General features: G+C 71.1%; 21 protein-coding genes. 12 read left to right on the forward strand and 9 right to left on the reverse strand.

The window, feature by feature from the left end:
• Positions 1 to 798 precede the first annotated feature (798 nt).
• Entirely contained in the window at positions 799 to 1,626 is an 828-nt protein-coding gene (locus ACFVJX_RS20610; protein ID WP_384130771.1) for a C40 family peptidase, read from the forward strand.
• Positions 1,627 to 1,768: 142 nt separating this feature from the next.
• Here the strand turns inward: ACFVJX_RS20610 and ACFVJX_RS20615 are convergent, their stop codons facing one another.
• Both ACFVJX_RS20615 and ACFVJX_RS20620 read right to left on the reverse strand, forming a co-directional pair.
• On the reverse strand, positions 1,769 to 3,052 hold the full coding sequence (locus ACFVJX_RS20615) for a geranylgeranyl reductase family protein (protein WP_384130774.1): 1,284 nt from the start codon (positions 3,050 to 3,052) through the stop codon (positions 1,769 to 1,771).
• A 154-nt stretch (positions 3,053 to 3,206) separates the two neighbouring features.
• Positions 3,207 to 3,899 (reverse strand): demethylmenaquinone methyltransferase, encoded by a 693-nt coding sequence (locus ACFVJX_RS20620; RefSeq protein WP_384130776.1) that lies wholly within the window; start codon positions 3,897 to 3,899, stop codon positions 3,207 to 3,209.
• 233 nt (positions 3,900 to 4,132) lie between these two features.
• On the opposite strand from ACFVJX_RS20620, the gene ACFVJX_RS20625 reads away from it, so the two are divergent.
• The 4 genes from ACFVJX_RS20625 to ACFVJX_RS20640 all read left to right on the forward strand — a co-directional run bounded on the left by ACFVJX_RS20625 (position 4,133) and on the right by ACFVJX_RS20640 (position 7,322).
• The gene (locus ACFVJX_RS20625) at positions 4,133 to 4,642 is read left to right on the forward strand and encodes a SigE family RNA polymerase sigma factor (RefSeq protein WP_384130778.1); all 510 of its coding nucleotides are present in this window, start codon (positions 4,133 to 4,135) and stop codon (positions 4,640 to 4,642) included.
• Positions 4,643 to 4,659: 17 nt separating this feature from the next.
• Positions 4,660 to 5,607, forward strand: coding sequence for a hypothetical protein (locus tag ACFVJX_RS20630; protein ID WP_384130840.1), 948 nt, complete (start codon positions 4,660 to 4,662; stop codon positions 5,605 to 5,607).
• Positions 5,597 to 6,499 (forward strand): DUF3152 domain-containing protein, encoded by a 903-nt coding sequence (locus tag ACFVJX_RS20635; RefSeq protein ID WP_384130781.1) that lies wholly within the window; start codon positions 5,597 to 5,599, stop codon positions 6,497 to 6,499. The genes ACFVJX_RS20630 and ACFVJX_RS20635 overlap by 11 nt, the downstream gene beginning before the upstream one ends.
• 193 nt (positions 6,500 to 6,692) lie before the next feature.
• Positions 6,693 to 7,322 carry a DUF3152 domain-containing protein gene (locus ACFVJX_RS20640; RefSeq protein ID WP_384130784.1) on the forward strand — a complete coding sequence of 210 codons (630 nt, stop codon included), beginning with the start codon at positions 6,693 to 6,695 and terminating at the stop codon, positions 7,320 to 7,322.
• A gap of 26 nt (positions 7,323 to 7,348) precedes the next feature.
• On the opposite strand, the gene ACFVJX_RS20645 is transcribed toward ACFVJX_RS20640, so the two are convergent.
• The 4 genes from ACFVJX_RS20645 to ACFVJX_RS20660 form a co-directional block, all read right to left on the reverse strand.
• Entirely contained in the window at positions 7,349 to 7,993 is a 645-nt protein-coding gene (locus ACFVJX_RS20645; protein ID WP_384130787.1) for a hypothetical protein, read from the reverse strand.
• Between the two features lie 7 nt (positions 7,994 to 8,000).
• On the reverse strand, positions 8,001 to 9,200 hold the full coding sequence (mqnC, locus tag ACFVJX_RS20650) for a cyclic dehypoxanthinyl futalosine synthase (RefSeq protein WP_384130790.1): 1,200 nt from the start codon (positions 9,198 to 9,200) through the stop codon (positions 8,001 to 8,003).
• 72 nt (positions 9,201 to 9,272) lie between these two features.
• A complete protein-coding gene (locus ACFVJX_RS20655) occupies positions 9,273 to 10,988 on the reverse strand; it encodes a serine/threonine-protein kinase (protein ID WP_384130793.1) in 1,716 nt (571 codons plus the stop codon).
• A gap of 385 nt (positions 10,989 to 11,373) precedes the next feature.
• A complete protein-coding gene (locus ACFVJX_RS20660) occupies positions 11,374 to 12,252 on the reverse strand; it encodes a menaquinone biosynthetic enzyme MqnA/MqnD family protein (RefSeq protein ID WP_384130796.1) in 879 nt (292 codons plus the stop codon).
• A gap of 377 nt (positions 12,253 to 12,629) precedes the next feature.
• On the opposite strand from ACFVJX_RS20660, the gene ACFVJX_RS20665 reads away from it, so the two are divergent.
• A complete protein-coding gene (locus tag ACFVJX_RS20665) occupies positions 12,630 to 12,833 on the forward strand; it encodes a cold-shock protein (protein WP_003967102.1) in 204 nt (67 codons plus the stop codon).
• Positions 12,834 to 12,991: 158 nt separating this feature from the next.
• On the forward strand, positions 12,992 to 13,819 hold the full coding sequence (locus tag ACFVJX_RS20670) for a MerR family transcriptional regulator (RefSeq protein WP_384130798.1): 828 nt from the start codon (positions 12,992 to 12,994) through the stop codon (positions 13,817 to 13,819).
• 139 nt (positions 13,820 to 13,958) lie between these two features.
• On the opposite strand, the gene ACFVJX_RS20675 is transcribed toward ACFVJX_RS20670, so the two are convergent.
• Positions 13,959 to 15,191, reverse strand: a complete 1,233-nt coding sequence (locus ACFVJX_RS20675) for an amidohydrolase family protein (protein WP_384130801.1) — start codon at positions 15,189 to 15,191, stop codon at positions 13,959 to 13,961.
• 237 nt (positions 15,192 to 15,428) lie between these two features.
• On the opposite strand from ACFVJX_RS20675, the gene ACFVJX_RS20680 reads away from it, so the two are divergent.
• A complete protein-coding gene (locus ACFVJX_RS20680; RefSeq protein WP_384130804.1) occupies positions 15,429 to 18,389 on the forward strand; it encodes a BTAD domain-containing putative transcriptional regulator in 2,961 nt (986 codons plus the stop codon).
• 207 nt (positions 18,390 to 18,596) lie between these two features.
• Positions 18,597 to 18,761: a hypothetical protein gene (locus tag ACFVJX_RS20685; RefSeq protein ID WP_384130807.1), complete on the forward strand. Its 165-nt coding sequence runs from the start codon at positions 18,597 to 18,599 to the stop codon at positions 18,759 to 18,761.
• 152 nt (positions 18,762 to 18,913) lie between these two features.
• Here the strand turns inward: ACFVJX_RS20685 and ACFVJX_RS20690 are convergent, their stop codons facing one another.
• Positions 18,914 to 20,467 (reverse strand): FadD3 family acyl-CoA ligase, encoded by a 1,554-nt coding sequence (locus ACFVJX_RS20690; protein WP_384130810.1) that lies wholly within the window; start codon positions 20,465 to 20,467, stop codon positions 18,914 to 18,916.
• A 112-nt stretch (positions 20,468 to 20,579) separates the two neighbouring features.
• Between ACFVJX_RS20690 and ACFVJX_RS20695 the strand changes: the two genes are divergently transcribed.
• From ACFVJX_RS20695 to ACFVJX_RS20705, 3 genes are read left to right on the forward strand one after another with little or no spacing between them, the layout of a single operon-like run.
• Entirely contained in the window at positions 20,580 to 21,728 is a 1,149-nt protein-coding gene (locus ACFVJX_RS20695; protein WP_384130813.1) for a lipid-transfer protein, read from the forward strand.
• A gap of 5 nt (positions 21,729 to 21,733) precedes the next feature.
• Positions 21,734 to 22,174, forward strand: a complete 441-nt coding sequence (locus ACFVJX_RS20700; RefSeq protein ID WP_384130815.1) for a Zn-ribbon domain-containing OB-fold protein — start codon at positions 21,734 to 21,736, stop codon at positions 22,172 to 22,174.
• A 5-nt stretch (positions 22,175 to 22,179) separates the two neighbouring features.
• Positions 22,180 to 22,968, forward strand: a complete 789-nt coding sequence (locus ACFVJX_RS20705) for an enoyl-CoA hydratase/isomerase family protein (RefSeq protein ID WP_384130818.1) — start codon at positions 22,180 to 22,182, stop codon at positions 22,966 to 22,968.
• A gap of 36 nt (positions 22,969 to 23,004) precedes the next feature.
• Here the strand turns inward: ACFVJX_RS20705 and ACFVJX_RS20710 are convergent, their stop codons facing one another.
• A complete protein-coding gene (locus tag ACFVJX_RS20710; RefSeq protein WP_384130820.1) occupies positions 23,005 to 23,544 on the reverse strand; it encodes a hypothetical protein in 540 nt (179 codons plus the stop codon).
• Positions 23,545 to 23,713 lie beyond the last annotated feature (169 nt).

The following is a 23,713-nucleotide window of genomic DNA, read 5'->3' on the forward strand; positions in this document are numbered from 1 at the left end:
GCTCCTTCCAGTCGTCCTTGACCGTTGGACCGCATCGGGCGACCTGGCTCGCCACCTCACCAAGATCGTGCACATGTGAGGCAGTTCACAAGCCCGACTGCCCCGCATCCTATGCCCGCCGTCCTGTGATCTGCGACACGGGGTACGACAACGCCTTTGTGATCTCCACCACCTGACGAACGATCATGAAGTCGGATGAGCGGTGATCTTCGTACGCGAAGCGGCCGAGTGATCACGAGAGGTGACATTCACCCCTGTCATCGCTGGTCAAAGACGTGTTGCTCTATCAAGCCACAGCGCCAACAGCCAAATTGGCGATGGACGTGATGCGGTGATACAGGGATGTGCCCCGGTCTGGGGCGCGTCGCCCCGCCCGGACCGGGGGTCCACGGAGCACGAAGCGGACGCTTCGCGACATCGGAGCTTTAACGGGCGAATTGACGGACGAGCGGCAGCAGTTCCCCCTCCGCCGGCGACGCCGGCTCCCCCTCCGCTCCACCCCTCTCGCGCGAGGTGCTCGTATGCCCGTCACGCCGAGACCATGCCGTGACCTGCGTCACTCACCCCACCACCCCACATAAGCGGGCTTGGCCAACAGTGTGAACGGATGGTAGGTGACGGGCAATTCGGGCGTATTGCCGATAACCCGTGATCACGACCATGATCACGGCTGCCCGATTTGCCCGTTACGGCGTCAATAAAGGCCGCCAGAAAGCGGATTCACAGATTCCGAACGTAATTGTGTCGCAACACACGTTTCTTGATGGGACCCCTGAGGCCCTGATAGCGCTAGTACCCATGTCCCAAACCGCTCTCATACCCAGCCACCGGAAGCCCCGCCGAAACGCCTCGAAGACGGCGCTGCGGGCCGGAGTTGCCGGTGGCGTCCTCAGCACCATCGCGGTCGCAGGCGCTGCCGGTCCGGCCCAGGCCGAGCCGGTGACCCAGACCATCGAGATGCCCACCATCACGGCCGGGCTCTCCACCACCGTCGCGGCGTCCGCCGAGGCCACGCAGCAGGTCGCCCTGGACCTGGAGACGCAGGCCAACGAGGACGCGGCGGCCACAACCGCCGCCAAGGCCGCCAAGAAGGCCAAGGCCGAGGCCGTCCGCAAGGCAGAGGCCAAGAAGAAGGCCGAGGCCGCCGCGAAGGCCAAGGCCAAGGCGGAGGCCGCCGAGCGCGCCTCCCGCTCCGCCGAGCGCACCACGCTCAGCGCCTCCACGGGCTCCTCGGCGTCGACCACCTCGGCCCCGGTCTCCTCCTCCGCCACCGGCTCCGCGGCCTCCGTGATCTCGTTCGTCCAGGCGCAGGTCGGCGACGCGTACGTCTCCGGCGGCACCGGCCCCAACTCGTGGGACTGCTCCGGCCTCGTCCAGGCCGCGTTCCGCACGGTGGGCGTCGACCTGCCGCGCGTCTCGCAGAGCCAGTCGACCGCGGGCACCCAGGTCTCGCTCAGCAACCTCCAGCCGGGCGACATCCTCTACTGGGGCGGCGCGGGCAGCGCGTACCACGTGGGCGTCTACGTGGGCGGCGGCCAGTTCGTCGGCGCGCAGAACTCCTCGACCGGTGTGGTGCAGCGCCCCCTGGACTACGACATGCCGACGGGCGCGGTCCGCGTCCTCTGAGTTCCGTGCTCCGAGCCCCGTGCTCTGAGTTCTCGGATTCACAAGCGCCTCGCGGCGCACATCGAAGGGCCGTGGCTCCCCCGCTCGGGAGCCGCGGCCCTTCGTCATGGGCTCGTGTACGGCGCTGCCTTCAGAACACGCCCTAGGACCGCGGAGCCACCTTCGTCAGCCCGTTGATGATGCGGTCCATCGCGTCGCCGCCCGTCGGGTCGGTGAGGTTGGCGAGCATCTTCAGGGTGAACTTCATCAGCAGCGGGTGCGTCAGGCCGCGCTGGGTGGCGACCTTCATGACCTTCGGGTTGCCGATCAGCTTCACGAAGGCGCGGCCCATCGTGTAGTAGCCGCCGTAGGTCTCCTTGAGCACCTTCGGGTAGTTGTTCAGGGCCAGTTCGCGCTGGGCCGGGGTCGCGCGGGCGTGGGCCTGGATGATGACGTCCGCGGCGATCTGGCCCGACTCCATGGCGTAGGCGATGCCCTCCCCGTTGAACGGGTTGACCATGCCGCCCGCGTCACCGACGAGCAGCAGCCCCTTGGTGTAGTGCGGCTGGCGGTTGAAGGCCATCGGGAGGGCGGCGCCGCGGATCGGCATCGTCATGTTCTCCGGGGTGTAGCCCCAGTCCTCCGGCATGGACGCGCACCACGCCTTGAGGACCTCGCGCCAGTCCAGCTCCTTGAAGGCGGAGGAGGAGTTGAGGATGCCGAGGCCGACGTTGGAGGTGCCGTCGCCCATGCCGAAGATCCAGCCGTAACCGGGCAGCAGCCGGTCCTCGGCGCCCCGGCGGTCCCACAGTTCCAGCCAGGACTCCAGGTAGTCGTCGTCGTGGCGGGGCGAGGTGAAGTACGTACGGACCGCGACGCCCATCGGGCGGTCCTCGCGCCGGTGCAGACCCATCGCGAGGGAGAGCCGGGTGGAGTTGCCGTCCGCGGCGACGACGAGCGGGGCGTGGAAGGTGACCGGGGTCTTCTCCTCGCCGAGCTTCGCGTGCACGCCGGTGATCCGGCCGGTGCGGGGGTCGGTGATCGGGGCGCCGACGTTGCAGCGCTCGTACAGCCGGGCGCCGCCCTTCTGCGCCTGGCGGGCCAGCTGCTCGTCGAAGTCGTCGCGCTTGCGGACCAGTCCGTAGTCCGGGTACGAGGCGAGGTCCGGCCAGTCCAGCTGGAGCCGCACGCCGCCGCCGATGATGCGCAGGCCCTTGTTGCGCAGCCAGCCGGCCTCTTCGGAGATGTCGATGCCCATGGAGACGAGCTGCTTGGTGGCGCGCGGTGTCAGGCCGTCGCCGCAGACCTTCTCGCGCGGGAAGGCGGTCTTCTCCAGGAGGAGGACGTCGAGTCCGGCCTGGGCGAGGTGGTAGGCGGTCGCGGAGCCGGCTGGGCCTGCCCCGACGACGATCACATCCGCGCTGTGTTCGGACAGGGGCTCGGTCACGGTCGGCTCTCCCGGAGACTCGAATTCGCGTGCCACGCGGCACATGGCCAAGGCAGTCTATGGGGGCCTGTCGGCCGGCCCCCGGAGGGCTCCCCGATGTCGATCGCGCCTCGCGCCGGAGCGCTTGCGCGCGGCCGGGGGCCCCGCCCGCGCGTCAGGCGCGTACGCCCCGGTGCAGTGCCACCACTCCGCCGGTGAGGTTGCGCCAGGCGACCTCGGACCAGCCGGCCTGCTGGAGCCTGGCCGCGAGGCCGGCCTGGTCGGGCCAGGCGCGGATCGATTCGGCGAGATAGACGTACGCGTCGGGGTTGGACGACACCGCGCGCGCCACCGGCGGCAGGGCCCGCATCAGGTACTCGGTGTAGACGGTCCGGAACGGCGTCCAGACCGGCTGGGAGAACTCGCAGATGACGACCCGGCCGCCCGGCTTCGTCACCCGGTACAGCTCGCGCAGCGCCTCGTCCGTGTCCTGGACGTTGCGCAGCCCGAAGGAGATCGTCACCGCGTCGAACGTCTCGTCGCGGAACGGCAGCCGCGTCGCGTCGCCCGCGGTGAAGGGCAGCCAGGAGTTGCGCTTCTTGCCCTCCTGGAGCATGCCGATGGAGAAGTCGCACGGCACGACGTACGCGCCGGTGGCGGCGAACGGCAGCGAGGAGGTCGCGGTCCCGGCGGCCAGGTCGAGGACCTTCTCCGCGGGCCGGGCGTGCACCGCCTTCGCGACCTCCTTGCGCCACAGCCGCGCCTGGCCGAGCGAGAGCACGTCGTTGGTCAGGTCGTAGTTCGCCGCCACGTCGTCGAACATCGAGGCGACTTCGTGCGGCTGCTTGTCCAGGGAGGCTCGGGTCACCCGCCCATTCAAGCAGTCCGGCCCTGCCGCACCGTGGCGGGCCCGCCGCGCGGGGGCGAGGCGGCGGGCCGATGGCGCTGCGGCCTGGTTTCCCGTCCCGGAATCCGGGAGCCGGACGATCCGGGAGACGGAGACGGAGATGGAGACGGATTTCGGATCGGCTTCAACCTTTCCGGCCGGTCGGCTCTCAGTAACAGGAGGAGAGACCGCCGACGGACCGCAGAGGGGGCTGGATGACCGCCGGACACAGCCAGGACGCCACCGGCTTCGAGGAGTTCGCCCGTGCGAGCCAGCGACGTCTGTACCGGACCGCGTATCTGCTGTGCGGTGACGCGGAGAGCGCCCGCGATCTGACCCAGACGACGCTGGCGAAGCTCTTCCAGCACTGGCACCGGGCGAGCGCAGCCGACCATCCGGACGCCTACGCCCGTACGGTGCTGACGCGTACCTACATCGCCGAGCGCCGTCGCCGGCTGCGGGACTTCCGGGCCCATACGCCGATCGCCGCCCACGCGCCCGCGGTCGGCCCCGAACTCACCGTCACCCTGCTGGCCGCCCTCGCCGAACTGCCTCCGCGCGCACGGGCGATGGTCGTGCTGCGCTACTGGGAGGACCTGAGCGTGGAGACGGTCGCGGAACTGCTGCGGTGCAGTCAGTCCACCGTCAAGAGCCAGTGCTCGCGCTCCCTCGCCACGCTGCGTACGCGACTGGGCGACGCACACCTCTACACCACCCGAAGCTGAGGAGAACCGTCGTGGACATGTCTTCGGACCGCTTTCCCCGCCGGGCCCCGGACGAGGAGGCCGAGACGCTGCTCATCAGGGCGGCCATGGAACAGGCGACGGACGGTGCGCCGGCCGTGCCCGACCTGGTGCCCGACGCCCTGGTCCAGGGCCGCAGCCGCCGGGCGCGGGCCCGCGCGGCCATCGGGGCGGGGGTGACGGGTGTGGTGGCGGTGGGTGTCCTCGGTGCGCTCCTGCCGCTGTGGAGCGGGGGCGGGCAGACGGAACCGGCGGGGACCTGGTCCGCCGCCGCGCGGAGTACGGGCGTCCCGCCCTCGCCCCGCCCGTCGGACCCACCGTCGCACAGGCCCGGCACGACCGCTTCGTCCGCCCCCACCGACACTCCCGCCCCCGCCCGCGTACACATCGAGCCGTCCCCCGGCCAGTCGTCCATGGCGGACCTGCCGGACGCCGAACGGGCCCGGCAGGAGGACTTCCAGGAGGAGACCTCGGCGGTTCTCGGCGAGCTGCTGCCGCGGGAGTTCGGCCCGGTCCGCCCGGTGGACCTCGCGGTCAGCCGGTATCAGGGCGGTACGGACGGCGAGGTCTTCCCCGTCGTCCTCTCGGTACGGCGCCGGGGCACTCCGGGCGGCGCCGTCCCGTACGAATCGCCGTGCCGCGACGACCCGGACAAGAAGCTGCGGTGCCGGAGGGCGACGCTTCCCGGCGGGATCAAGGCGCAGGCCGTCACGGCGGTCTCCCACACCCGGCGCTCGCGGTCCATCCACAACACCGTTGTCCGCTTCTCGTTCGGCGACAGCACCGTCATGCTCTCGGTGGACGGGGACACCGCCACGATGGTGTCGGCCCCCGTCACCGTTCAACAACTGCTGGCGGTCGCCGGGGACGGCAGGTTCCTGGACCTCGTGGAGTACGCGGACACCCATCCGATGGAGACGAAGGAGTCCGCCGAACGTGCCGACTGAGGTGTCGCGGCAGAAGAGACAGCAGCGCGGCCGGGGAACCCGGCGGCGCGCACGGCAGGAGCGGCGCAGACGCGGCCGGATACGGGTGCTGGTCGCGGTCCTGGTGCCGACGGCACTGGTCGGCATCGCCGTGCTGGCCGCTCCCCTGTGGTCCGGCGGGGACGATCTGCCGGCCGCTGCGGCCGCGGCCGGACCGACCGGTTCCACCGCTCTCCCGCCCGCCACGGCCCCCGGCCCCGATTCGACGTCCGGGGCAGGCCGCAAGGCCGGGGGCAGCGGCAGGCCGACGCCCAAGGCCGGTTCGAGTCCGGGCGCCGGGTCCGGTCACCGCACCATTCCCGCGTCGGGGCCCGGCACCTTCACGGTCGCCCGTGCGGGTGTCACATCGGGTGGGGGCAACGCGTACCGGGTGGAGGTGGAGGACGGTACGGGCGTCGACCCGGACAAGGCCGCCGCACAGGTCGCCGACATCCTGGCCGCCCCGCGCGGCTGGGCGCACGGCGGGGCCCACACGTTCCACCAGGTGTCGGAGGGCTCGGCCGGCCTGGTGATCCGTATCGCCACCGCGGCGACGACCGACAAGATCTGCGGGCAGAGCGGGCTCGACACCCACGGTGAGGTCAACTGCCGCGTCGGTGTCGACGTGATGGTCAACCTCAAGCGCTGGCAGACCGGTTCACCCGAGTTCGACGGGCCCCTCGCCGACTACCGGGCCCTCATCATCAACCACGAGGTCGGCCACTGGCTCGGCCACGGACACGAGGACTGCCCCGGCAAGGGACGCCCCGCCCCCGCCATGATGCAGCAGATATACGGACTCAAGGGATGCGTCTCCAACGCCTGGCCCTACGACGCCAAGGGCAAGTACCTGGGCGGCCCTTCGGTCCCCTGAGACCGTCCCCGGCATCCGCCTCGCCACCCGCCCCGCCGGTCCGCCCACGAGTGGACTGAACCAATCGGCGCCGAAAAGAGTCTTCACAGAGGGGTGCAGGGGACACCTAAGTACTGGGGAGGGGAGCGGAATGTCCGAATCGGGCATATCTCGGCGGGGGCAGCGGGGGCGTGGCCGGAACCGGCTGTTCGTCATGGCGGTCGTTCCGGTCGTACTGGTGGCGGCCGTAGTGGCGGGTCTGCGCTGGAAGAGCGAGCACGCGGGCGGGGGCCCGTCGGCCTCCTTCGCCATCGCCCGTGCGAACGCCTCGGACAGCGGGAGCGGGGGCCGTACCTACCGGGTCGAGGTGGAGGACGGTTCGGGACTGGACGCGGATACGGCCGCCGGCGAGGTCACCCGCATCCTGACCGCGCCACGGGGCTGGACGCACCACGGCGCGCAGACCTTCCGCCAGATCTCGAAGCGTCCGGCGGGGCTGGTGATCCGTATCGCATCGCCCGAGACGACCGACAAGATCTGCGGGCAGAGCGGGCTCGACACCCACGGCGAGGTCAACTGCCGCGTCGGCGCGGTCGTCATGGTCAACCTCAAGCGCTGGCAGACCGGTTCACCGGAATTCCACGGGCCGCTCGCCGACTACCGGGCCCTCATCATCAACCACGAGGTCGGCCACTGGCTCGGCCACGGACACGAGGACTGCCCCGGCAAGGGACGCCCCGCCCCCGCCATGATGCAGCAGATATACGGACTCAAGGGATGCGTCTCCAACGCCTGGCCCTACGACGCCAAGGGCAAGTACCTGGGCGGCCCTTCGGTTCCCTGAGAGGTTTCCCGGGACAGGCGTGGCGCTCAGCGCCTGCGGTGCACGAGCCGTCCGGCGAGGACGGTGACCACGCAGGACGCCGCCCCCGTGGCCACGAGCGCCTCCTCGTCGGGAACGTCGAAGACCGCGAGGTCGGCGCGGGAGTCGACGGTGAGCGGGGTGTGCACGGAGCCCGCCAGATCGCGGCCCCCGGCGAACGGGTCCAGCTCCGCTCCGCCGCCGGGCGCCGCGGTGGCGGGCACCTCGACGAGGCCGGAGCGGGATACGGCGGTACGCACGGCCGGGTCGTGGAACGGGCCGGTGACATGCGTCGTGCCGTACCGCAGCATCTGCTGGAGCCCTCGCCGTACGCTGCCGGCCCACCGGGTCGCGTCCAGCTCCCCCGCCAGCCGTGCGAACGCCTCGCCCGTCAGCGGCTCGGTGCCGAGCTCGTCCGCCTCGCGCGGGTCGGGGTGGTAGCAGCGGGTGAGCAGCCACGCGGCCCTGCGCTGCCGGAGGCCGGGCGTGATGACGCCGGGCCACTGCCTTACCCGCGCCGCCGGATGGGCGGCGGCGACCTCCTCGTACGGGCCGATGGCGACTACCCGGTCCCCGTCCACGGCCACCGCGCCCCGCTCGACGGCCGCCGCGCCGACCGGAAGGACCAGCGGCGCGGCGTGAACGGTCAGCACGACGGGGTCAGTTGGCGTTGAGGAGCTTGAGCTCCGGGTGGGCGGTGCCGCCCTCGATCGCGGTGGACGAGATGTGCGAGACGACGCGCTCGTCGACCGGGTCGTTCGCCGGGTCGTCGTGCACGACGAGGTGCTCGTAGGTGGTGGCGCGCTGGGCCGGTACCCGGTCCGCCTTGCGGATCAGGTCGATGATCTCCAGGCGGTTGGAGCGGTGCTTGGCACCGGCGGAGGAGACGACGTTCTCCTCCAGCATGATCGAGCCGAGGTCGTCCGCGCCGTAGTGCAGCGACAGCTGGCCGACCTCCTTGCCCGTGGTGAGCCAGGAGCCCTGGATGTGGGCGACGTTGTCCAGGAAGAGCCGGGCGATGGCGATCATCCGCAGGTACTCGAAGAGCGTGGCCTGCGTCTGTCCCTTCAGCTTGTTGTTCTCCGGCTGGTAGGTGTACGGGATGAAGGCGCGGAATCCGCCGGTGCGGTCCTGCACGTCGCGGATCATGCTCAGGTGCTCGATGCGCTCGGCGTTGGTCTCGCCGGTGCCCATCAGCATGGTGGAGGTGGACTCGACACCGAGGCGGTGGGCGATCTCCATGATCTCCAGCCAGCGCTCGCCGGACTCCTTGAGCGGGGCGATCGCGGTCCGCGGCCGGGCCGGCAGCAGCTCGGCGCCGGCGCCCGCGAAGGAGTCGAGGCCCGCGGCGTGGATGCGGCTGATGGCTTCCTCGGCGGAGACGCCGGAGATACGGGCCATGTGCTCGATCTCGGAGGCGCCGAGCGAGTGGATGACCAGCTGCGGGAACGCCTTCTTGATCGCGGAGAAGTGCTCCTCGTAGTACTCCACGCCGTAGTCCGGGTGGTGCCCGCCCTGGAACATGATCTGCGTACCGCCGAGCTCGACCGTCTCCGCGCAGCGGCGCAGGATGTCGTCGAGGTCGCGGGACCAGCCCTTGGCGGTGTCCTTGGGCGCGGCGTAGAACGCGCAGAACTTGCAGGCCGTGACGCACACGTTCGTGTAGTTGATGTTGCGCTCGATGATGTACGTCGCGATGTGCTCCGTGCCGGCGTAGCGGCGCCGGCGCACGGCGTCCGCCGCCGCGCCCAGCGCGTGCAGGGGGGCCGAGCGGTAGAGGTCGAGTGCCTCTTCCGGAGTGATCCGACCGCCCTCGGCGGCTCGGTCGAGGATGGGCTGAAGGTCGGCCTTCTCGGTCACCGGGCTGTCACCTTTCGGCGGTTTTTCAACGGATCTACGGTCCGGTTCAGCGTACGCCAGCTCCGCTCCGGGTCATCGGCCGGACCGGGTCAGCGTGCCGTACGGAAGTCCGGCGCCGCGCTCGTCCGACCGGTAGCGCAGGGTGCCGTCGGCCGCGAGGGTGAAGTGGACGTCGTCGACGGTGCTGGTGCACAGGCCCTTGGTGCTGGGGCGGCCCGGATCGGCGCGTTCGCGCAGCGTCAGCTCCTTGCCGGTGCCGGAGGTGAGGGAGGCGATGCTGTTGCAGCTGACCTCGATGCCGAGGGTGGAGACCGTCGTGTTCATCGTAACCACGTCGGCACCCTTCTTCCCCGCCTTGAACACCGCGGTGAGTGTGCCGTGCGCCTGGCCGCTCGTCTTCTCGGTGACCGGTCCCTTCCAGGTGCCGATGAAGCCATCGGGGACCTCGGTGACCTGCTGGGGGCCGCCGGTGGCAGAGCCGGCCGGTGCGGGCTCCTTCGACGAGGGGGTGGCTCCCGAGGTCGGGGTGGTGTCGCCGTGATCGGCGGTGTCGGAGCCGCTGCCGCCCGGCATCAGGTCGAAGAGGTACGCGCTGCCGACCGTCACCGCGGCGAGCGCGCCGGCCACCGCGAGGGCGACGGTGCAGCTCATCCTGCGCCCGCCGCGCTGCCCCGGCCCGGAGTCGGCGCTGACGCCGACGGAGAACCGGGGATCGGGTGTGCGCCGGCCCGGCACCGCGCCCGCCCCGGCGGTGGGCGGATACGGCGGCGGGGTCGGACCGGCCGAGGGATGCGGTTCGACGGGCGGGCCGAACACACCGGGGCCGGGGCCCCCGTTGAACCCGAACGACGCGTTGGTGAACGGCACCGGGCCCGACTGCACGGGGGCGTCCTGCGGTTCCAGGTCGAGGAGTGCGACCGCGGACCGGCTGACCTCGCGCACCAGGGGGCCGGGCAGCCAGCCCGCCGCCACCCGGGCCGCCGCACCGTCGGGCGCCAGCTGCCGGGCGAGCTCGGCCGGGGTGGGCCGGCGCCCCGGGTCCTTCGCCAGGCAGGAGGCGACGACCTCGCGCAGCCCGCCCTCCAGATCGCCCAGTTCGGGCTCCTCGTGCACCACCTTGTAGAGGAGCACGGCGGACGAGTCGCCGAGGAAGGGCGCGGCGCCGGTGGCCGCGTACGCGAGGACCGCGCCCAGCGAGAAGACGTCGGCGGCGCCCGAGATCTCCAGGCCCCGGATCTGCTCCGGGGCCATGTAGCCGGGGGAGCCCACGGAGACCCCGGTGGAGGTGAGCGAGGCGGTGGCGTCGATGGCCCTGGCGATGCCGAAGTCGATCAGGCGGGGGCCGTCGAGGGCGAGCAGCACGTTGGAGGGCTTCACGTCCCGGTGGATCAGGCCCTGTCCGTGGACGGCGGCGAGCGCCTCGGCGAGCCCGGCGCCCAGGGTGCGTACCGCCTGTTCGGGCAGCGGGCCGTGGTCCATGACGGCGGCGGAGAGCGGCGGCCCGGCCACGTAGCCGGTGGCGACCCATGGGACGGGGGCGTCCGGGTCGGCGTCGAGTACGGGCGCCGTCCACTGGGCGCCGATCCGCCGTGCCGCGTCCACCTCGCGCCGGAACCGGGCGCGGAACTGCTCGTCGAGCGCGAAGTGCGGGTGGACGACCTTGACGGCGACGGTGCGACCGCCGGCGCTGCGCCCCAGATAGACGCGGCCCATGCCGCCGGCACCGAGTCTGCCGAGGAGTCGGTAGGCACCGATGCTGAGCGGTTCGCCGGCTTCCAGCGGCTGCATATAAGGACTCCCCCTGTGGACCGGCCGGACCTGCGACCGAAGCCTAGAGGCGAAGGTCATCGGGTCACAGGGGAAACCATCCGCCGATTTCGCCCCCAAGGGAACGAACGGCGCCATTCACCACAGGAAAAGGGCGTGAATGTGCTGTTCCGAGGTTGACAGGCCGATTGGCGGGAGGCATCGCCGATTGGCGGGAGGCATCGGGGACGTACTCCCGGCGCCTCTCGCCAATCGGCCATTCAACGCGTATTCACCCGAATCGATTTCCCTGCCGGGAAGGCGGGAACACGGGAACGCGGGTTCCCGGGGAACCACGAGAACCCGGAAAGGGACGACGGGTGGAATGCCGGGCGGGCATTCCACTCCACCGGTCCGTCCGGTCCGCTCAGCCGCCGAGCAGCTCCACGTTCACGTCCGCCGCGAACCCGGTCGTCGGACCCGTCCGGCGCGCGAACTCCTGGACGCCCGCCAGCTGCGCGGGCCCGAAGCGGAAGTCGAGGGTCGTGAAGTAGCGCTCCAGGACCTCCGCGTCGAAGGCCTCCCAGCGCGCGGCCTGCTCCGCGACCTTGGTGACCTCCTCAAGGGAGACGTCCCGCGAGGCCAGGAACGCCTCGTGCACCTTGGCCACCGCGGTGGGCTCGGCGGCCAGGTAGTCCTTGCGCGCGGCCCAGACGGCGAAGACGAACGGCAGGCCCGTCCACTCCTTCCACATCGCGCCCAGGTCGTGGACCTGGAGCCCGAGCCGGGGGGCGTCGTGCAGGTTGGCGCGCAGCGCGGCGTCACCGATGAGGACGGCGGCGTCCGCCTCCTGCATCATCACGCCGAGGTCGGGCGGACAGGTGTAGTAGTCGGGGTTCACCCCGTACCGCTCGGCGAGCAGCAGCTGCGCCAGGCGTACGGAGGTGCGGGAGGTCGAGCCGAGCGCCACCCGGGCCCGGTCGAGGTCCTCCAAGGGCCGCTGCGACACGATCACGCACGACATGACGGGGCCGTCGCAACCGACCGCGATGTCGGGGAAGGCGACCAGGTCGTCGGCGTTGCGGAGGAACTCCACGAGGGTGACGGGGCCGATGTCCAGATCGCCCCTGATCAGCTGCTCGCTAAGCTTCTCCGGGGTGTCCTTCGAGAGCTCCAGGTCGAGCAGGGTCCCGGTCCGTGCCAGCCCCCAGTAGAGGGGAAGGCAGTTGAGGAACTGGATGTGGCCGACGCGCGGCCGGTTGCGACGGTCGTCGCCTGCGACGGTGGTGACGGTTGAATTGTCCACATCGCGAGGCTAGACCTGCCGGCCGCCGACGGCCCCACCGGGGGCGCGCGGCGCCCCACGATCCCTCTCCCGGACGTCCCCGGAATGGCTGCCCGGCCTCTGCGCGCGAGGGCTCCCGGATGCGTCGCGCAAGGCCTTCCCGATGCGCCGCGAAGGGCCTCTCCGATCGCCCGAGCGCACGGCAATCAAACATCCGGGTGAAGTGATCTTTCCCTCTACCCTTCCTCACATGCTGCGTGCTAGGCTCATCGCCAAGTTGCAGTTTGGTTTCCCTTGCAGTACAGAGCCTGCGGAGCATGTAACCCGCAGGCTTTTGTAGTTTTCAGACTTCTTTGCAGGTTCTGGAGCAGGGCAACCCTTTGGCCCAAGGAGGGCTTATGGCTACCGGAACCGTCAAGTGGTTCAACGCTGAAAAGGGCTTCGGCTTCATCGCCCAGGACGGCGGCGGCCCGGATGTCTTCGTCCACTACTCCGCGATCAACGCGTCCGGGTTCCGCTCCCTCGAGGAGAACCAGGTCGTGAACTTCGACGTCACTCAGGGACCCAAGGGTCCGCAGGCTGAGAACGTCACCCCGGCCTAGTTGCCCGGGTCGGCCGATCGCGGCCGGTAATGCAGTACCCAAGGAGCCCCGCTCCCCCGTTTCGGCGGAGGAGCGGGGCTCCTGCCTGTGGTGGCGGCATCCCGGACGCCGCGGCGCTTGACCTTGACACCGTGTGAAGCCGTGCACTCGGAGACATCATGTTCACCATCGGAGATTTCGCCCGGCACGGGCGGGTGTCGGCCCGCATGCTGCGCCATTACGACGCGGTCGGGCTCCTGCGTCCGGACCGCATCGACCCCACGACCGGCTACCGCTACTACGGTGCCGGTCTGCTCGCCCGGCTCAACCGGATCATCGCCCTCAAGGACCTCGGCTTCACGCTCCAGCAGGTGCGGGCCGTCCTGGACGAGGAGGTGGGCCCGGAGGAGTTGCGCGGGATGCTGCGGCTGCGACGGTCGGAGCTGGAGGCGGCCATGGCCGCGGCGGCGGCACGGCTGGCCCAGGTCGAGGCGAGGCTCCGGTCAATCGAGAGCGAGGGACATATGTCCGCGGACGATGTAGTGGTCAAGAGCGTTCCTGCGGTACGGGTCGCGGAGCTGACCGGCGTGGCCGGGGGGTACGAACCGGAGGCGATCACTCCGGTGATCCGCCCGCTGTACGAGCGGCTGTTCCCGCTGCTGGGTGAGGCGGGCCTCACCCCGACGGGCCCCGGGATCGCGCGTTACGAGGACGCCCCGGACGGGGACGGAGCGGTCGTCGTCCATGCCGGGGTGACGGTCTCCGCGCCGGTGGGACCGCTGGGCGACACCGGGGTCACGGTGGTCGAGCTGCCGCCGTTCGAGGCGGCGACCATCGTGCACCGGGGCTCGATGGACGGCGTCCTGCCGACCTCCCAGTCGCTGGCCCGCTGGATCGACGCCTCCGACTACCGGTCGGCGGGGTACGCCCGTGAGATCACCCTGGAGTGCCCCGAGGACGAGGCGAAGTGGGTGACGGAGCTCCAGGAGCCGGTCGTCACGGACTGACGGAGGAGGGGGCGCCGGGGGCCGTCCACGTCGGGCGCCCCGGCACTCCCGGTTCCCACGTACGGTCCGACGCGACGGCCCCCCGAACCCCCCGGGTTCACGTACGGTCCGACGCGACGACCCCCGGGCGCCGCAGGGTTCACGCCCCCGTGCCGGGCCCGGCCCACAGCCCGTCCGGGGTCAGCCCGAGCAGTTCGATGGCGTTGCCGCGCACGATGCGGTCCACCACGTCCGCCGCCAGGTGTCCCATCTGCTCCTCGCCGACCTCCCGGGACTTGGGCCAGGTCGAGTCGGAGTGCGGGTAATCCGTCTCGTACAGCACGTTCCCGACACCTACCGCGTCCAGGTTCTTCAGCCCGAAGGCGTCGTCGAAGAAGCAGCCGTAGACGTGCTCGGTGAACAGCTCCGACGGTGGGCGGTGGACCTTGTCCGCGACTCCGCCCCAGCCCCGGTTCTCCTCCCAGACCACGTCGGCGCGTTCCAGGATGTACGGGATCCAGCCGATCTGACCCTCCGCGTACATGATCCGCAGATTCGGGAAGCGCTCGAACTTGCCGCTCATCAGCCAGTCGACCATCGAGAAGCAGCAGTTGGCGAAGGTGATGGTGGAGCCGACGGCGGGCGGGGCGTCGGCCGATGTGGACGGCATCTTCGAGGACGAACCGATGTGCATGGCGATCACCGTCCCCGTCTCGTCACATGCCTGCAGGAACGGATCCCACTCGTCCGTATGAATCGACGGGAGACCGAGATGTGGAGGTATTTCGGAGAACGCCACCGCACGCACTCCACGAGCGGCGTTGCGCCTGACCTCGTCGGCGGCCAGTCGCGCGTCCCAGAGCGGGACGAGGGTGAGCGGGATGAGCCGGCCGTGCGCCTCGGGTCCGCACCACTCGTCGACCATCCAGTCGTTGTACGCACGCACCCCGAGCAGTCCGAGTTCGCGGTCCTTCGCTTCGGTGAAGGTCTGGCCGCAGAAACGGGGGAAGGTGGGGAAACAGAGCGCGGACTGCACGTGGTTGACGTCCATGTCCGCGAGCCGGTCGGGCACCGAGAACGAACCGGGGCGCATCTGCTCGTAGGTGATGACTTCGAGCTTGATCTCGTCCCTGTCGTAGCCGACGGAGGTGTCGAGCCGGGTGAGCGGGCGGTGCAGATCCTCGTACACCCACCAGTCGCCGACCGGGCCCTCGTCACCCTTCGCACCCATCACAGGCGCGAACTTGCCACCCATGAAAGTCATTTCCTTGAGCGGCGCCCGGACGATGCGCGGGCCGGAGTCCGCGTACTTGGACGGGAGCCGGTCCCGCCAGACATGAGGGGGCTCCACCGTGTGGTCGTCCACCGAGATGATCTTCGGGAAGGTCTCCATGCGTTCCACGGTAGCGCTGATCTGACGAACCGTCAGCTACCTGTGCGCGGCTCCGTTCCACAATCGTTGTCGAGGGCTCGTGCAGACAGTCACCCACTGCTGACGCGTCCGCCCTCCACAAGGCAGACTGTTGACGGCGATACCAACGGTATGGAGCAATCCGGATCTCCTCGGCGGTGTCCCGACATGTGCGGAGCGGCACTGGGCAGTGCGCGGAGAGCAGGACAGGAGGCGGCAATGGGCCGTGACGACGGGCCACGGGTGCGTGTTCCGGAACAGCGAGCTCCGGAGCGGCGGCCGGCGGACGGCACGGACCTGCGCTTTTCCGTGCTCGGCCCGGTACGGGCCCGGCGGGGCGACGAGGCGCTGCCGACCGGATCACCGCAGCAGCGCGCCCTGTTGGCGGCCCTTCTGCTGCGCGGCGGGCACACCGCCACTGCGGGCGAACTCATCGACGCCATCTGGGGCGACGCTCCGCCCTCGCAGGCGCTGGCCGCCGTGCGCACGTACGCCTCCCGGCTCCGCAAGATCCTGGGCCCGCACACCCTGGCGAGCGACTCCGGCGGCTACGCGATGTGGACCGGACCGGACACGCTCGATGTGACCGTGGCCGAGGAACTGTCCGCGGACGCCGAGAAGGCCCGGTCCGCGGGCGACCGCTGCCGGGCCAGGGTGCTGCTGAACAAGGCGCTCGCCCTGTGGGACGGCGAGGCGCTGGCCTCGGTCCCCGGACCGTACGCCGAGAACCAGCGCACCCGGCTGGAGGAGTGGCGCCTCCAGCTCACCGAGACCCGTCTCGATCTGGACCTGGAGGTCGGCTGCCACGCGGAGGCCGTCTCCGAACTGACCGCGCTCACCGCGGCGCACCCGCTGCGCGAACGGCTGCGCGAACTCCTGATGGTGGCCCTGTACCGCAGCGGCCGGCAGGCAGAGGCCCTCGCGGTGTACGCCGACACCCGTCGACTGCTCGCCGAGGAACTGGGCGTGGACCCGCGCCCCGAACTGGCCAGGCTCCAGCAGCGCATCCTCCAGGCGGACGCGGAGCTGGCCCGCCCGGTCGACGAACCCGTCCAGACCTCGGCACCGGTGCGTCCGGCTCAACTCCCGGCGACCGTGCCCGACTTCACGGGCCGCTCCTCCTTCGTCCGTGAGCTGGGCGACCGCCTCGCCACCGCCGAGGGCTCCGTCATGGCCGTCTCCGCACTGGCGGGCATCGGCGGCGTCGGCAAGACGACCCTGGCGGTGCACGTCGCACACCAGGCCCGCAAGCACTTCCCGGACGGCCAGCTGTACGTCGACCTCCAGGGCGCGGGCTCCCGCGCCGCCGAACCCGAGACGGTGCTCGGCGCGTTCCTGCGCGCCCTGGGCACACCGGACTCGGCGATCCCCGACTCCCTGGACGAGCGGGCCGCGCTGTACCGCTCCACGCTCGACGGCCGCCGCATCCTGGTCCTCCTGGACAACGCCCACGACACGGCCCAGATCCGGCCGCTGCTCCCCGGCACCGCGGGCTGCGCGGCGCTGGTCACCAGCCGGGTCCGGATGGTCGACCTGGCGGGCGCGCACCTGGTCGACCTGGACGTGATGTCACCCGAGGAGGCGCTCCAGCTCTTCACCCGGATCGTGGGCGAGGAACGCATCAACTCCGAGCGCAAGGCGGCCCTCGACGTCGTCGCCGCCTGCGGCTTCCTCCCCCTCGCCATCCGCATCGCCGCCTCCCGGCTGGCCTCCCGCCGCACCTGGACGGTCTCGGTCCTGGCCGCCAAGCTCGCCGACGAACGCCGCCGGCTGGACGAGCTCCAGGCGGGCGACCTCGCGGTGAAGGCCACCTTCGAACTCGGCTACGGCCAGCTGGAACCGGCCCAGGCCCGCGCCTTCCGCCTCCTGGGCCTCGCGGACGGCCCCGACATCTCCCTGGCGGCAGCGGCGGCCCTGCTGAACCTGGAACCCCACAGGGCGGAGGACCTCCTGGAGGCCCTGGTCGACACCTCCCTCCTGGAGTCGGCGGCCCCCGGCCGCTACCGCTACCACGACCTGGTGCGCCTCTACGCGCGTTCGTGCGCGGAACGGGACGAGCAGCCGTCGCAGGAGCGGGAGTCGGCGCTGTCGCGGCTGCTGGACTTCTACCTGGCCACCACGGCGGGGGTGTACGCGCTGGAGCGGCCGGGGGACCGGCTGGTGGACCATCTGGAGCCCACGGGGCGCGCGGGGCTCTCGTTCGCGAACAGGCACGCGGCCCTGGACTGGCTCTACACCGAAGCGACCAACCTGCTGGCCTGCGTCTGCCAGGCGTCCCACCCCGCCACGTTGCGCCGGGCCGTCGACCTGCTCTACGCCGCCCTCGACCTGGGCGAATCAGGTGCGAACTCCAAGCAGTACGAGGCCGCCGCACTCACGGTGCGGGAGGCGTCGCGGGACTGCGCCGATCCCCGGACCGAGGGCCGGGCGGTCATGTCCCTCGCCAATGTGCACCAGTTGGCGGGACGCTTCACCCCTGCCGACCGTGAGGCGCAGGAAGCGATGCGGCTGGCGGACACCGTTCAGGACCTGCTGCCCGTCTGCTGGGCCGCCAACGCCCGGGGCATCATCGCCCTCTACCAGAACCGCCACGCCGACGGCGAGGCGTTCCTGACGCAGGCCATCGAGGCGTTCAGGAGCGACGGGAACCGCCCGGGTGAGGCCAGCGCCCTGTGCAACCTCTCGCGCATCCATCTCGCCACCGGGCGGACGGCGAGCGCGGTCACCCTCGCCCGGTCGGGCATCGACATCTACGATTCGCTGGGCCACGCCCTGCGGGGGGCGAACGGCCGCTACGCCCTGGGGCTCGCCCTGACACAGAGCAGGAAGCTCACCACCGCCACCGAGCAGTTGAACGAGGCCCTGGACGTGTTCCGGGACAGCAGGCAGCGGCTGTGGGAGGGCATGACCCTGTTCCGCCTGGCAGAAGTCGACATAGCGGCCGGGAACTTCGCCCAGGCCGCCCAGTACTCCGAGCTGGCGCTCACGGTCCTTCGCGGCATCGGTGGCGAGTGGCGGCGAGGAAACGTACTGACCGCGCTGGGAAGGGCGCTCGCCGGAATCGGGCAGACCGGGCGCGCTCAGGTCTGCTGGCGTGAGGCCCTCGGCATCTACGAGGAGCTGGACTCTCCCGAGGCCCAGGACGTCAGGGCCCTGCTGGTTCCCGCTTCGGCTGCCTGATTTCGGCACGTTCATCGTTCGTTTATCACGGGCCGCCATTGTCGTTCCTGTCGATCCGTCGCGTCGGGGGGCAGACGGGGGCGACATCGGCCGCACCATTAATGTGAGCGCGGCCCGAGAGGCCCGTCCGGCAGTCCACGGGGGAACAGCCGGACGGGCCTCGTCAGCCCAGTTCGCAGTGGCACCCAGAGAAGAGAGTTGACGATCATGGCCGACGCCAAGAAGCAGGACCCGATCACCAAGCCGGCTGACCAGCACGCCACCGGCGAGCCGGAGACCCCGGTGACGACGCAGGACCAGCACGCGACGGGCGAAGAGGTCACCACTCTGGACCAGCACGCCACGTCCGAGCCGTTCAAGCCGGCCAAGTAGACCAAACCGCACGGGGGAACGGCCGCGGCGGCGCGGAGGGGGAGCCGTCGCGGCCGCCGCATGTCCGGGGGCGGGGGCGGGGCCGGGCCACCCTGCCCGGCCCCCGCTCGCGTATCCCTGCTCCCCGCACCCGAAGGGGCGGGCCGGGCACGTCAACGTCCCCGCAGCTCTCCCTTCACCACCTTGCCGCTCGCGTTGCGCGGGAGTTCCGTCACGAACTCCACCGCCCTCGGCACCTTGTAGTTCGCCATCTCCCGCCGCGACCAGGCGATCAGGTCGTCGGCCGTCACCGTCGCGCCCGGCCTGCGGACCGCGTACGCCTTGCCGACCTCGCCGAGGCGTGGGTCGGGGACGCCGATGACCGCGACGTCCGCCACGTCCGGGTGCAGGCCGAGTAGCTGCTCTATCTCCGCGGGGTAGGCGTTGAAGCCGCCGACGATGAACATGTCCTTGATCCGGTCGGTGATGCGCAGGCTGCCGTCCGCGTCGAGCACGCCCACGTCGCCGGTGTGCAGCCAGCCGTCGGCGGTGATCGTGGTGGCCGTGGTCTCCGGGTCCTCGAAGTAGCCCCGCATCACGTTGAATCCGCGGACCAGGATCTCGCCCGGCCGGCCAGGGGCGGCCAGGACGCGGAGTTCGGTGCCGGGGATCGCCCGGCCCGAGGTGGCGGCGATCACCTCCGCCGGGTCGCCGCGGCGGCACATCGTGACGATGCCGCTCGCCTCGGAGAGGCCGTACGCGGTGAGGACCGTGGCGATGCCGAGTTCCGTGCGCAGGCGGTTCACCAGCTGGAGGGGGACGACCGCGGCGCCCGTCACCACCAGGCGCAGGGCCGAGAGGTCGTGGGCGGACCTGGCCGGGTGGTCCAGGATCGACTGGTGGAGGGTGGGCGGGCCCGGCAGGACCGAGATGCGTTCGGCGGCGATGTTCGCGAGGACGGTGTCCACGCCGAAGACCGGCTGCGGGATCATCGTCGCGCCCCGCATCAGGCAGGCGATGACGCCCGCCTTGTAGCCGAAGGTGTGGAAGAAGGGGTTCACGATCAGGTAGCGGTCACCCTCCCGCAGACCGGCCAGCTCGCTCCAGATCTCGTAGCAGCGCAGCGTCTGGGAGTGGCTGATGACGGCACCCTTGGGGCGGCCCGTGGTACCGGAGGTGTAGATGATGTCGGAGGGCGCGGACGGGGCGATGGCATCGGCCCGGGCGCGGACCGCCGCAGCCGGCACCCGCTCGCCCGCCGCCAGGAAGTCCTTCCACGTCACGTAGTCCTCGGGGGCCGTGTCCGCGAGGACCACCACCTTCTCCAGGTGCGGCAGTTCGGCCGCGGATCGGCGCAGGGAGGCCACGTACGACGTGCCGAGGAAGGTGCCCGTGACGAAGAGCAGCCTGGCGCGGCACTGCTCCAGGACGTACGCCGCCTCCGCGCCCTTGAAGCGGGTGTTGAGCGGGACGAGTACCGCGCCGGCCGTCACCGCGCCCAGCGCGGAGACGATCCAGTCCAGGGTGTTGGGCGCCCAGACCGCCACCCGGTCCCCCGGTTCCACCCCCGAGGCCATGCACGCGGCGGCCGCCCGCTCCACGCGTTCGCCGAGTTCCGTGTACGTGATCCTGGTGCGGCCCTCGACGACTGCCTCCCGGTCCCCGTACCGCCGCGCCGCCTCCCGTACCAGGTTCGGGACGGTGGACCATTCCTCGTCGCCGCGCATCTCTTGCCCTCCCGTCGAACGGAACCGCAGTGGAACCGCAGTAGCTGACTATCCGTCAGATTAGCTGTAGCCTCTGCCGCTGTCAGCAGTCACGACGGCTTCGGAGGTGGCGGTGGCGACGCTCAAGGACAAGGCGGCGATAGCCGGGATAGGGCAGACGCGGTTCGCGAAGCATCTGCCCGATTCGGAGAAGACCCTGGCCTGCCGGGCCATCGTCGCGGCGCTCGACGACGCGGGGATCGCCGCGTCGGAGGTGGACGCGTTCGCCTCGTACACCATGGAGGAGACGGACGAGGTCGAGGTCGCCAAGGCCATCGGGGCCGGCGATGTCACCTTCTTCAGCAAGGTGGGGTACGGGGGCGGTGGTTCCTGCGCGACCCTTGCGCACCTTGCTGCCGCCGTCGCGACCGGGCAGGCGGGTGTCGGGGTCGCCTGGCGGTCGCGGAAGCGGGGCTCCGGGCCGCGCCCCTGGAAGAACACCGCCGTGCAGCTGCCCACACCCGCCCAGTGGACCCGGCCGTACGGGCTGCTGCGGCCCGCCGACGAGATCGGCATGCTGGCACGGCGGTACATGCACGAGTACGGGGCGACCCGGGACCATCTCTTCAACGTGGCGCTGGCCTGCCGCAACCGGGCCAACCAGAACCCCGACGCGGTGATGTACGAGCGCCCGCTGACCCGCGACATGTATATGACCTCGCGCTGGATCAGCGAGCCGCTCTGTCTCTTCGACAACTGCCTGGAGACGGACGGGGCGCTGGCCTGCGTCATCGTCTCCGCCGAGCGCGCCCGCGACTGCCGGCAGAAGCCGGTCTACCTCCACTCGGTCGCCCAGGGGCTGCCCGCCCAGCACCACGGGATGGTCAACTACTGGAACGACGACCCGCTCACCGGACCCGCCTGGGCGGCCGCCCGACAGCTGTGGAAACAGGCCGACTTCGGGCCGGACGATGTCGATGTTGCCCAGATCTACGACGCGTTCACCCCGCTCATCCCGCTCTCCCTGGAGGGATACGGATTCTGCGGTCGCGGCGAGGGCGCCGCGTTCACCGAGGGCGGTGCGCTGGAGAGCGGCGGGCGGCTGCCGCTCAACACCGGCGGCGGCGGGCTCAGCGAGGGGTACGTGCACGGCTTCAACCTCATCAACGAGGGTGTGAAGCAGCTGCGCGGCACCTCCACCGCCCAGGTCCCGGACGCATCCACCTGCCTGGTCACCGCCGGTGAGGGCGTACCCACGTCCGCCGTACTGCTGAGGAGTTGAGCACCATGGATTCCCCGCTGCTGCCCGTCGTGGACGAGGACGGCGCACCCTTCTGGGAGTACGCGGCCCTCGGCGAACTGCGCGTCCAGGCGTGCGCCGCCCCGGACTGCGGACGTCTGCGCTTCCCGCCCCGGCCGTGCTGCCCGCACTGCCAGTCCTTCGAGAGCGAGTGGCGGGTGATGAGCGGGCGCGGCCGCATCTGGTCGTACGTGCTGCCGCATCCGCCGCTGCTGCCCGCGTACGCGGCCCAGGCCCCGTACAACGCCGTGGTCGTCGAACTGGCCGACGCCCCGGAGATCCGGCTCGTCGGCAATGTGGTGAGCGGGCCGGACGCACCGCTGAACTCGGTGGACCCGGGACGGCTGCGGATCGGCGCGGCGGTGAAGGCGGTCTTCTGCCCCGTCTCCCCCGAAGTGACCCTGGTCCGCTGGCTGCTGGAGCGGTGAGGGCGATGGCGCTGCGCACGGAGCGGGACAGGGAGACCGGGGTCGCGCTGCTCACCCTGGACCGGCCGGAGCGGCACAACGCGATCGACCTCGCGACGGCCGCCGAACTGACCGCCGCCTGGAGGGCGTTCCGGTACGACGAGCAGGTGCGGGCCGTCGTCGTGACGGGGGCGGGCGGCCGGGCCTTCTGCACCGGGATCGACCGGGGTGCGGAGGTCCCGCAGCCGCCCTCCCCGTACACGATCGACGATCCACTGATCGCGATCGGTCCGAAGGCGAACGACCTGTGGAAACCGGTGATCGCGGCGGTGGAGGGGATGGCCTGCGGCGGGGCGTTCTACCTGCTGGGCGAGGCGGAGTTCGTCATCGCGTCCGAGGAGGCCACGTTCTTCGACCCGCACACCACATACGGCATGGTCAGCGCGTACGAGGCGATCTCGATGGCGCAGCGGATGCCGTTCGGTGAGGTGGCCCGGATGTCCCTGATGGGGACGGCCGAGCGGGTCACGGCCCGGCGGGCGTACGAGACCGGGCTGGTCAGCGAGGTCACCCCGGCCGGTGGCGCGGTTCCGGCGGCGCTGCGGGCGGCGACCGTCATCGCCTCGTACCCGACCGGGGCGGTGCAGGGCACCGTACGGGCGGTCTGGTCCGCGAAGGAGGCGGCGAGGGCGCAGGCCCTGGCCCATGCCCCGCACCTGATCGGGCTCGGCAACCTGGCGCCGGAGCGGCAGGCGGAGCTGTTCGAGGAGCGGGGCAGGGGGGCCGGTGGTGGTGCCGGGTTCCGGTTGCGGTGAGCGCCGGGGCGTTGGATGCCGGGGCGTCGTCGTCCGTCAGTAGCTGAGCTCGGCGGTGACCGAGCACTTCTCCACCCGGGAGACCTGGCTCGGCGTGTCCATCCGGACGGAGACGGTCTTCGTCTGGCCGCCGTTCGCCTGCACGGTCGCCTCACCGGTGTCGATGGTCGTGCCCACCGAGTCGAGGAAGTTCACGTCCACCCGGTACGTGTGGCTGCCGGACGCGCTCGCGGTGAGCCGAACCGTCGAGGTGGTGACGGCCTTGCTCGCGCCCTTCGCGGGCTGCGCGCAGCGGAAGACGTATGCCCGGGGGGCGCTGGTGGCCGTGGCGCTCGGGGTCGAGGTCGAGGTGCCGGAGGTGGAGCCGCTGGACGTCCTGCCGGACGATCCGTAGCTGCCGCTGGAGCGGTGGTAGGTGCCGTTGCTCTTCTTGGAGTTGGAGCACCCGCCGCCACTGCTGCTACTGCTGGACTTGCGGCTCTTGCTGCCGTGGCCGTGGGTGGAGCTGGAGAAGCCGGTGAGCGCGAGTACCACCACCGCCAGGACCGCTGTCAGTTTCACGTGCTGCCGCATCATCGATGCCGCCCCCCTGATTTCGTATGTGTGCGTGCCGCCGCCGGTCGGCCGCGCGACACCGTAGCGCACAGCATGGCCGGTACCGACCGTAGATCGGTCATGACCCTGTCACGATCTCGTCATCATCCGCGGCCCGCCGTCTGGTGGCGGGGCCCGTGCCCCCGGCGTA

This window comes from Streptomyces sp. NPDC127177, assembly GCF_042672475.1.
Taxonomy (GTDB): domain Bacteria; phylum Actinomycetota; class Actinomycetes; order Streptomycetales; family Streptomycetaceae; genus Streptomyces.

Excerpts from the sequence above, each read along its gene's own strand:
- ACFVJX_RS20670 (WP_384130798.1), top strand. The coding sequence starts at position 12,992 with ATGTTCACCATCGGAGATTTCGCCCGGCACGGGCGGGTGTCGGCCCGC.
- ACFVJX_RS20675 (WP_384130801.1), bottom strand. The coding sequence starts at position 15,191 with ATGGAGACCTTCCCGAAGATCATCTCGGTGGACGACCACACGGTGGAG.
- ACFVJX_RS20610 (WP_384130771.1), top strand. The coding sequence starts at position 799 with ATGTCCCAAACCGCTCTCATACCCAGCCACCGGAAGCCCCGCCGAAAC.
- ACFVJX_RS20665 (WP_003967102.1), top strand. The coding sequence starts at position 12,630 with ATGGCTACCGGAACCGTCAAGTGGTTCAACGCTGAAAAGGGCTTCGGC.
- ACFVJX_RS20640 (WP_384130784.1), top strand. The coding sequence starts at position 6,693 with ATGGCGGTCGTTCCGGTCGTACTGGTGGCGGCCGTAGTGGCGGGTCTG.
- ACFVJX_RS20630 (WP_384130840.1), top strand. The coding sequence starts at position 4,660 with ATGTCTTCGGACCGCTTTCCCCGCCGGGCCCCGGACGAGGAGGCCGAG.
- ACFVJX_RS20710 (WP_384130820.1), bottom strand. The coding sequence starts at position 23,544 with ATGATGCGGCAGCACGTGAAACTGACAGCGGTCCTGGCGGTGGTGGTA.
- ACFVJX_RS20655 (WP_384130793.1), bottom strand. The coding sequence starts at position 10,988 with ATGCAGCCGCTGGAAGCCGGCGAACCGCTCAGCATCGGTGCCTACCGA.
- ACFVJX_RS20690 (WP_384130810.1), bottom strand. The coding sequence starts at position 20,467 with ATGCGCGGCGACGAGGAATGGTCCACCGTCCCGAACCTGGTACGGGAG.
- ACFVJX_RS20700 (WP_384130815.1), top strand. The coding sequence starts at position 21,734 with ATGGATTCCCCGCTGCTGCCCGTCGTGGACGAGGACGGCGCACCCTTC.
- ACFVJX_RS20625 (WP_384130778.1), top strand. The coding sequence starts at position 4,133 with ATGACCGCCGGACACAGCCAGGACGCCACCGGCTTCGAGGAGTTCGCC.
- ACFVJX_RS20680 (WP_384130804.1), top strand. The coding sequence starts at position 15,429 with ATGGGCCGTGACGACGGGCCACGGGTGCGTGTTCCGGAACAGCGAGCT.
- ACFVJX_RS20705 (WP_384130818.1), top strand. The coding sequence starts at position 22,180 with ATGGCGCTGCGCACGGAGCGGGACAGGGAGACCGGGGTCGCGCTGCTC.
- ACFVJX_RS20685 (WP_384130807.1), top strand. The coding sequence starts at position 18,597 with ATGGCCGACGCCAAGAAGCAGGACCCGATCACCAAGCCGGCTGACCAG.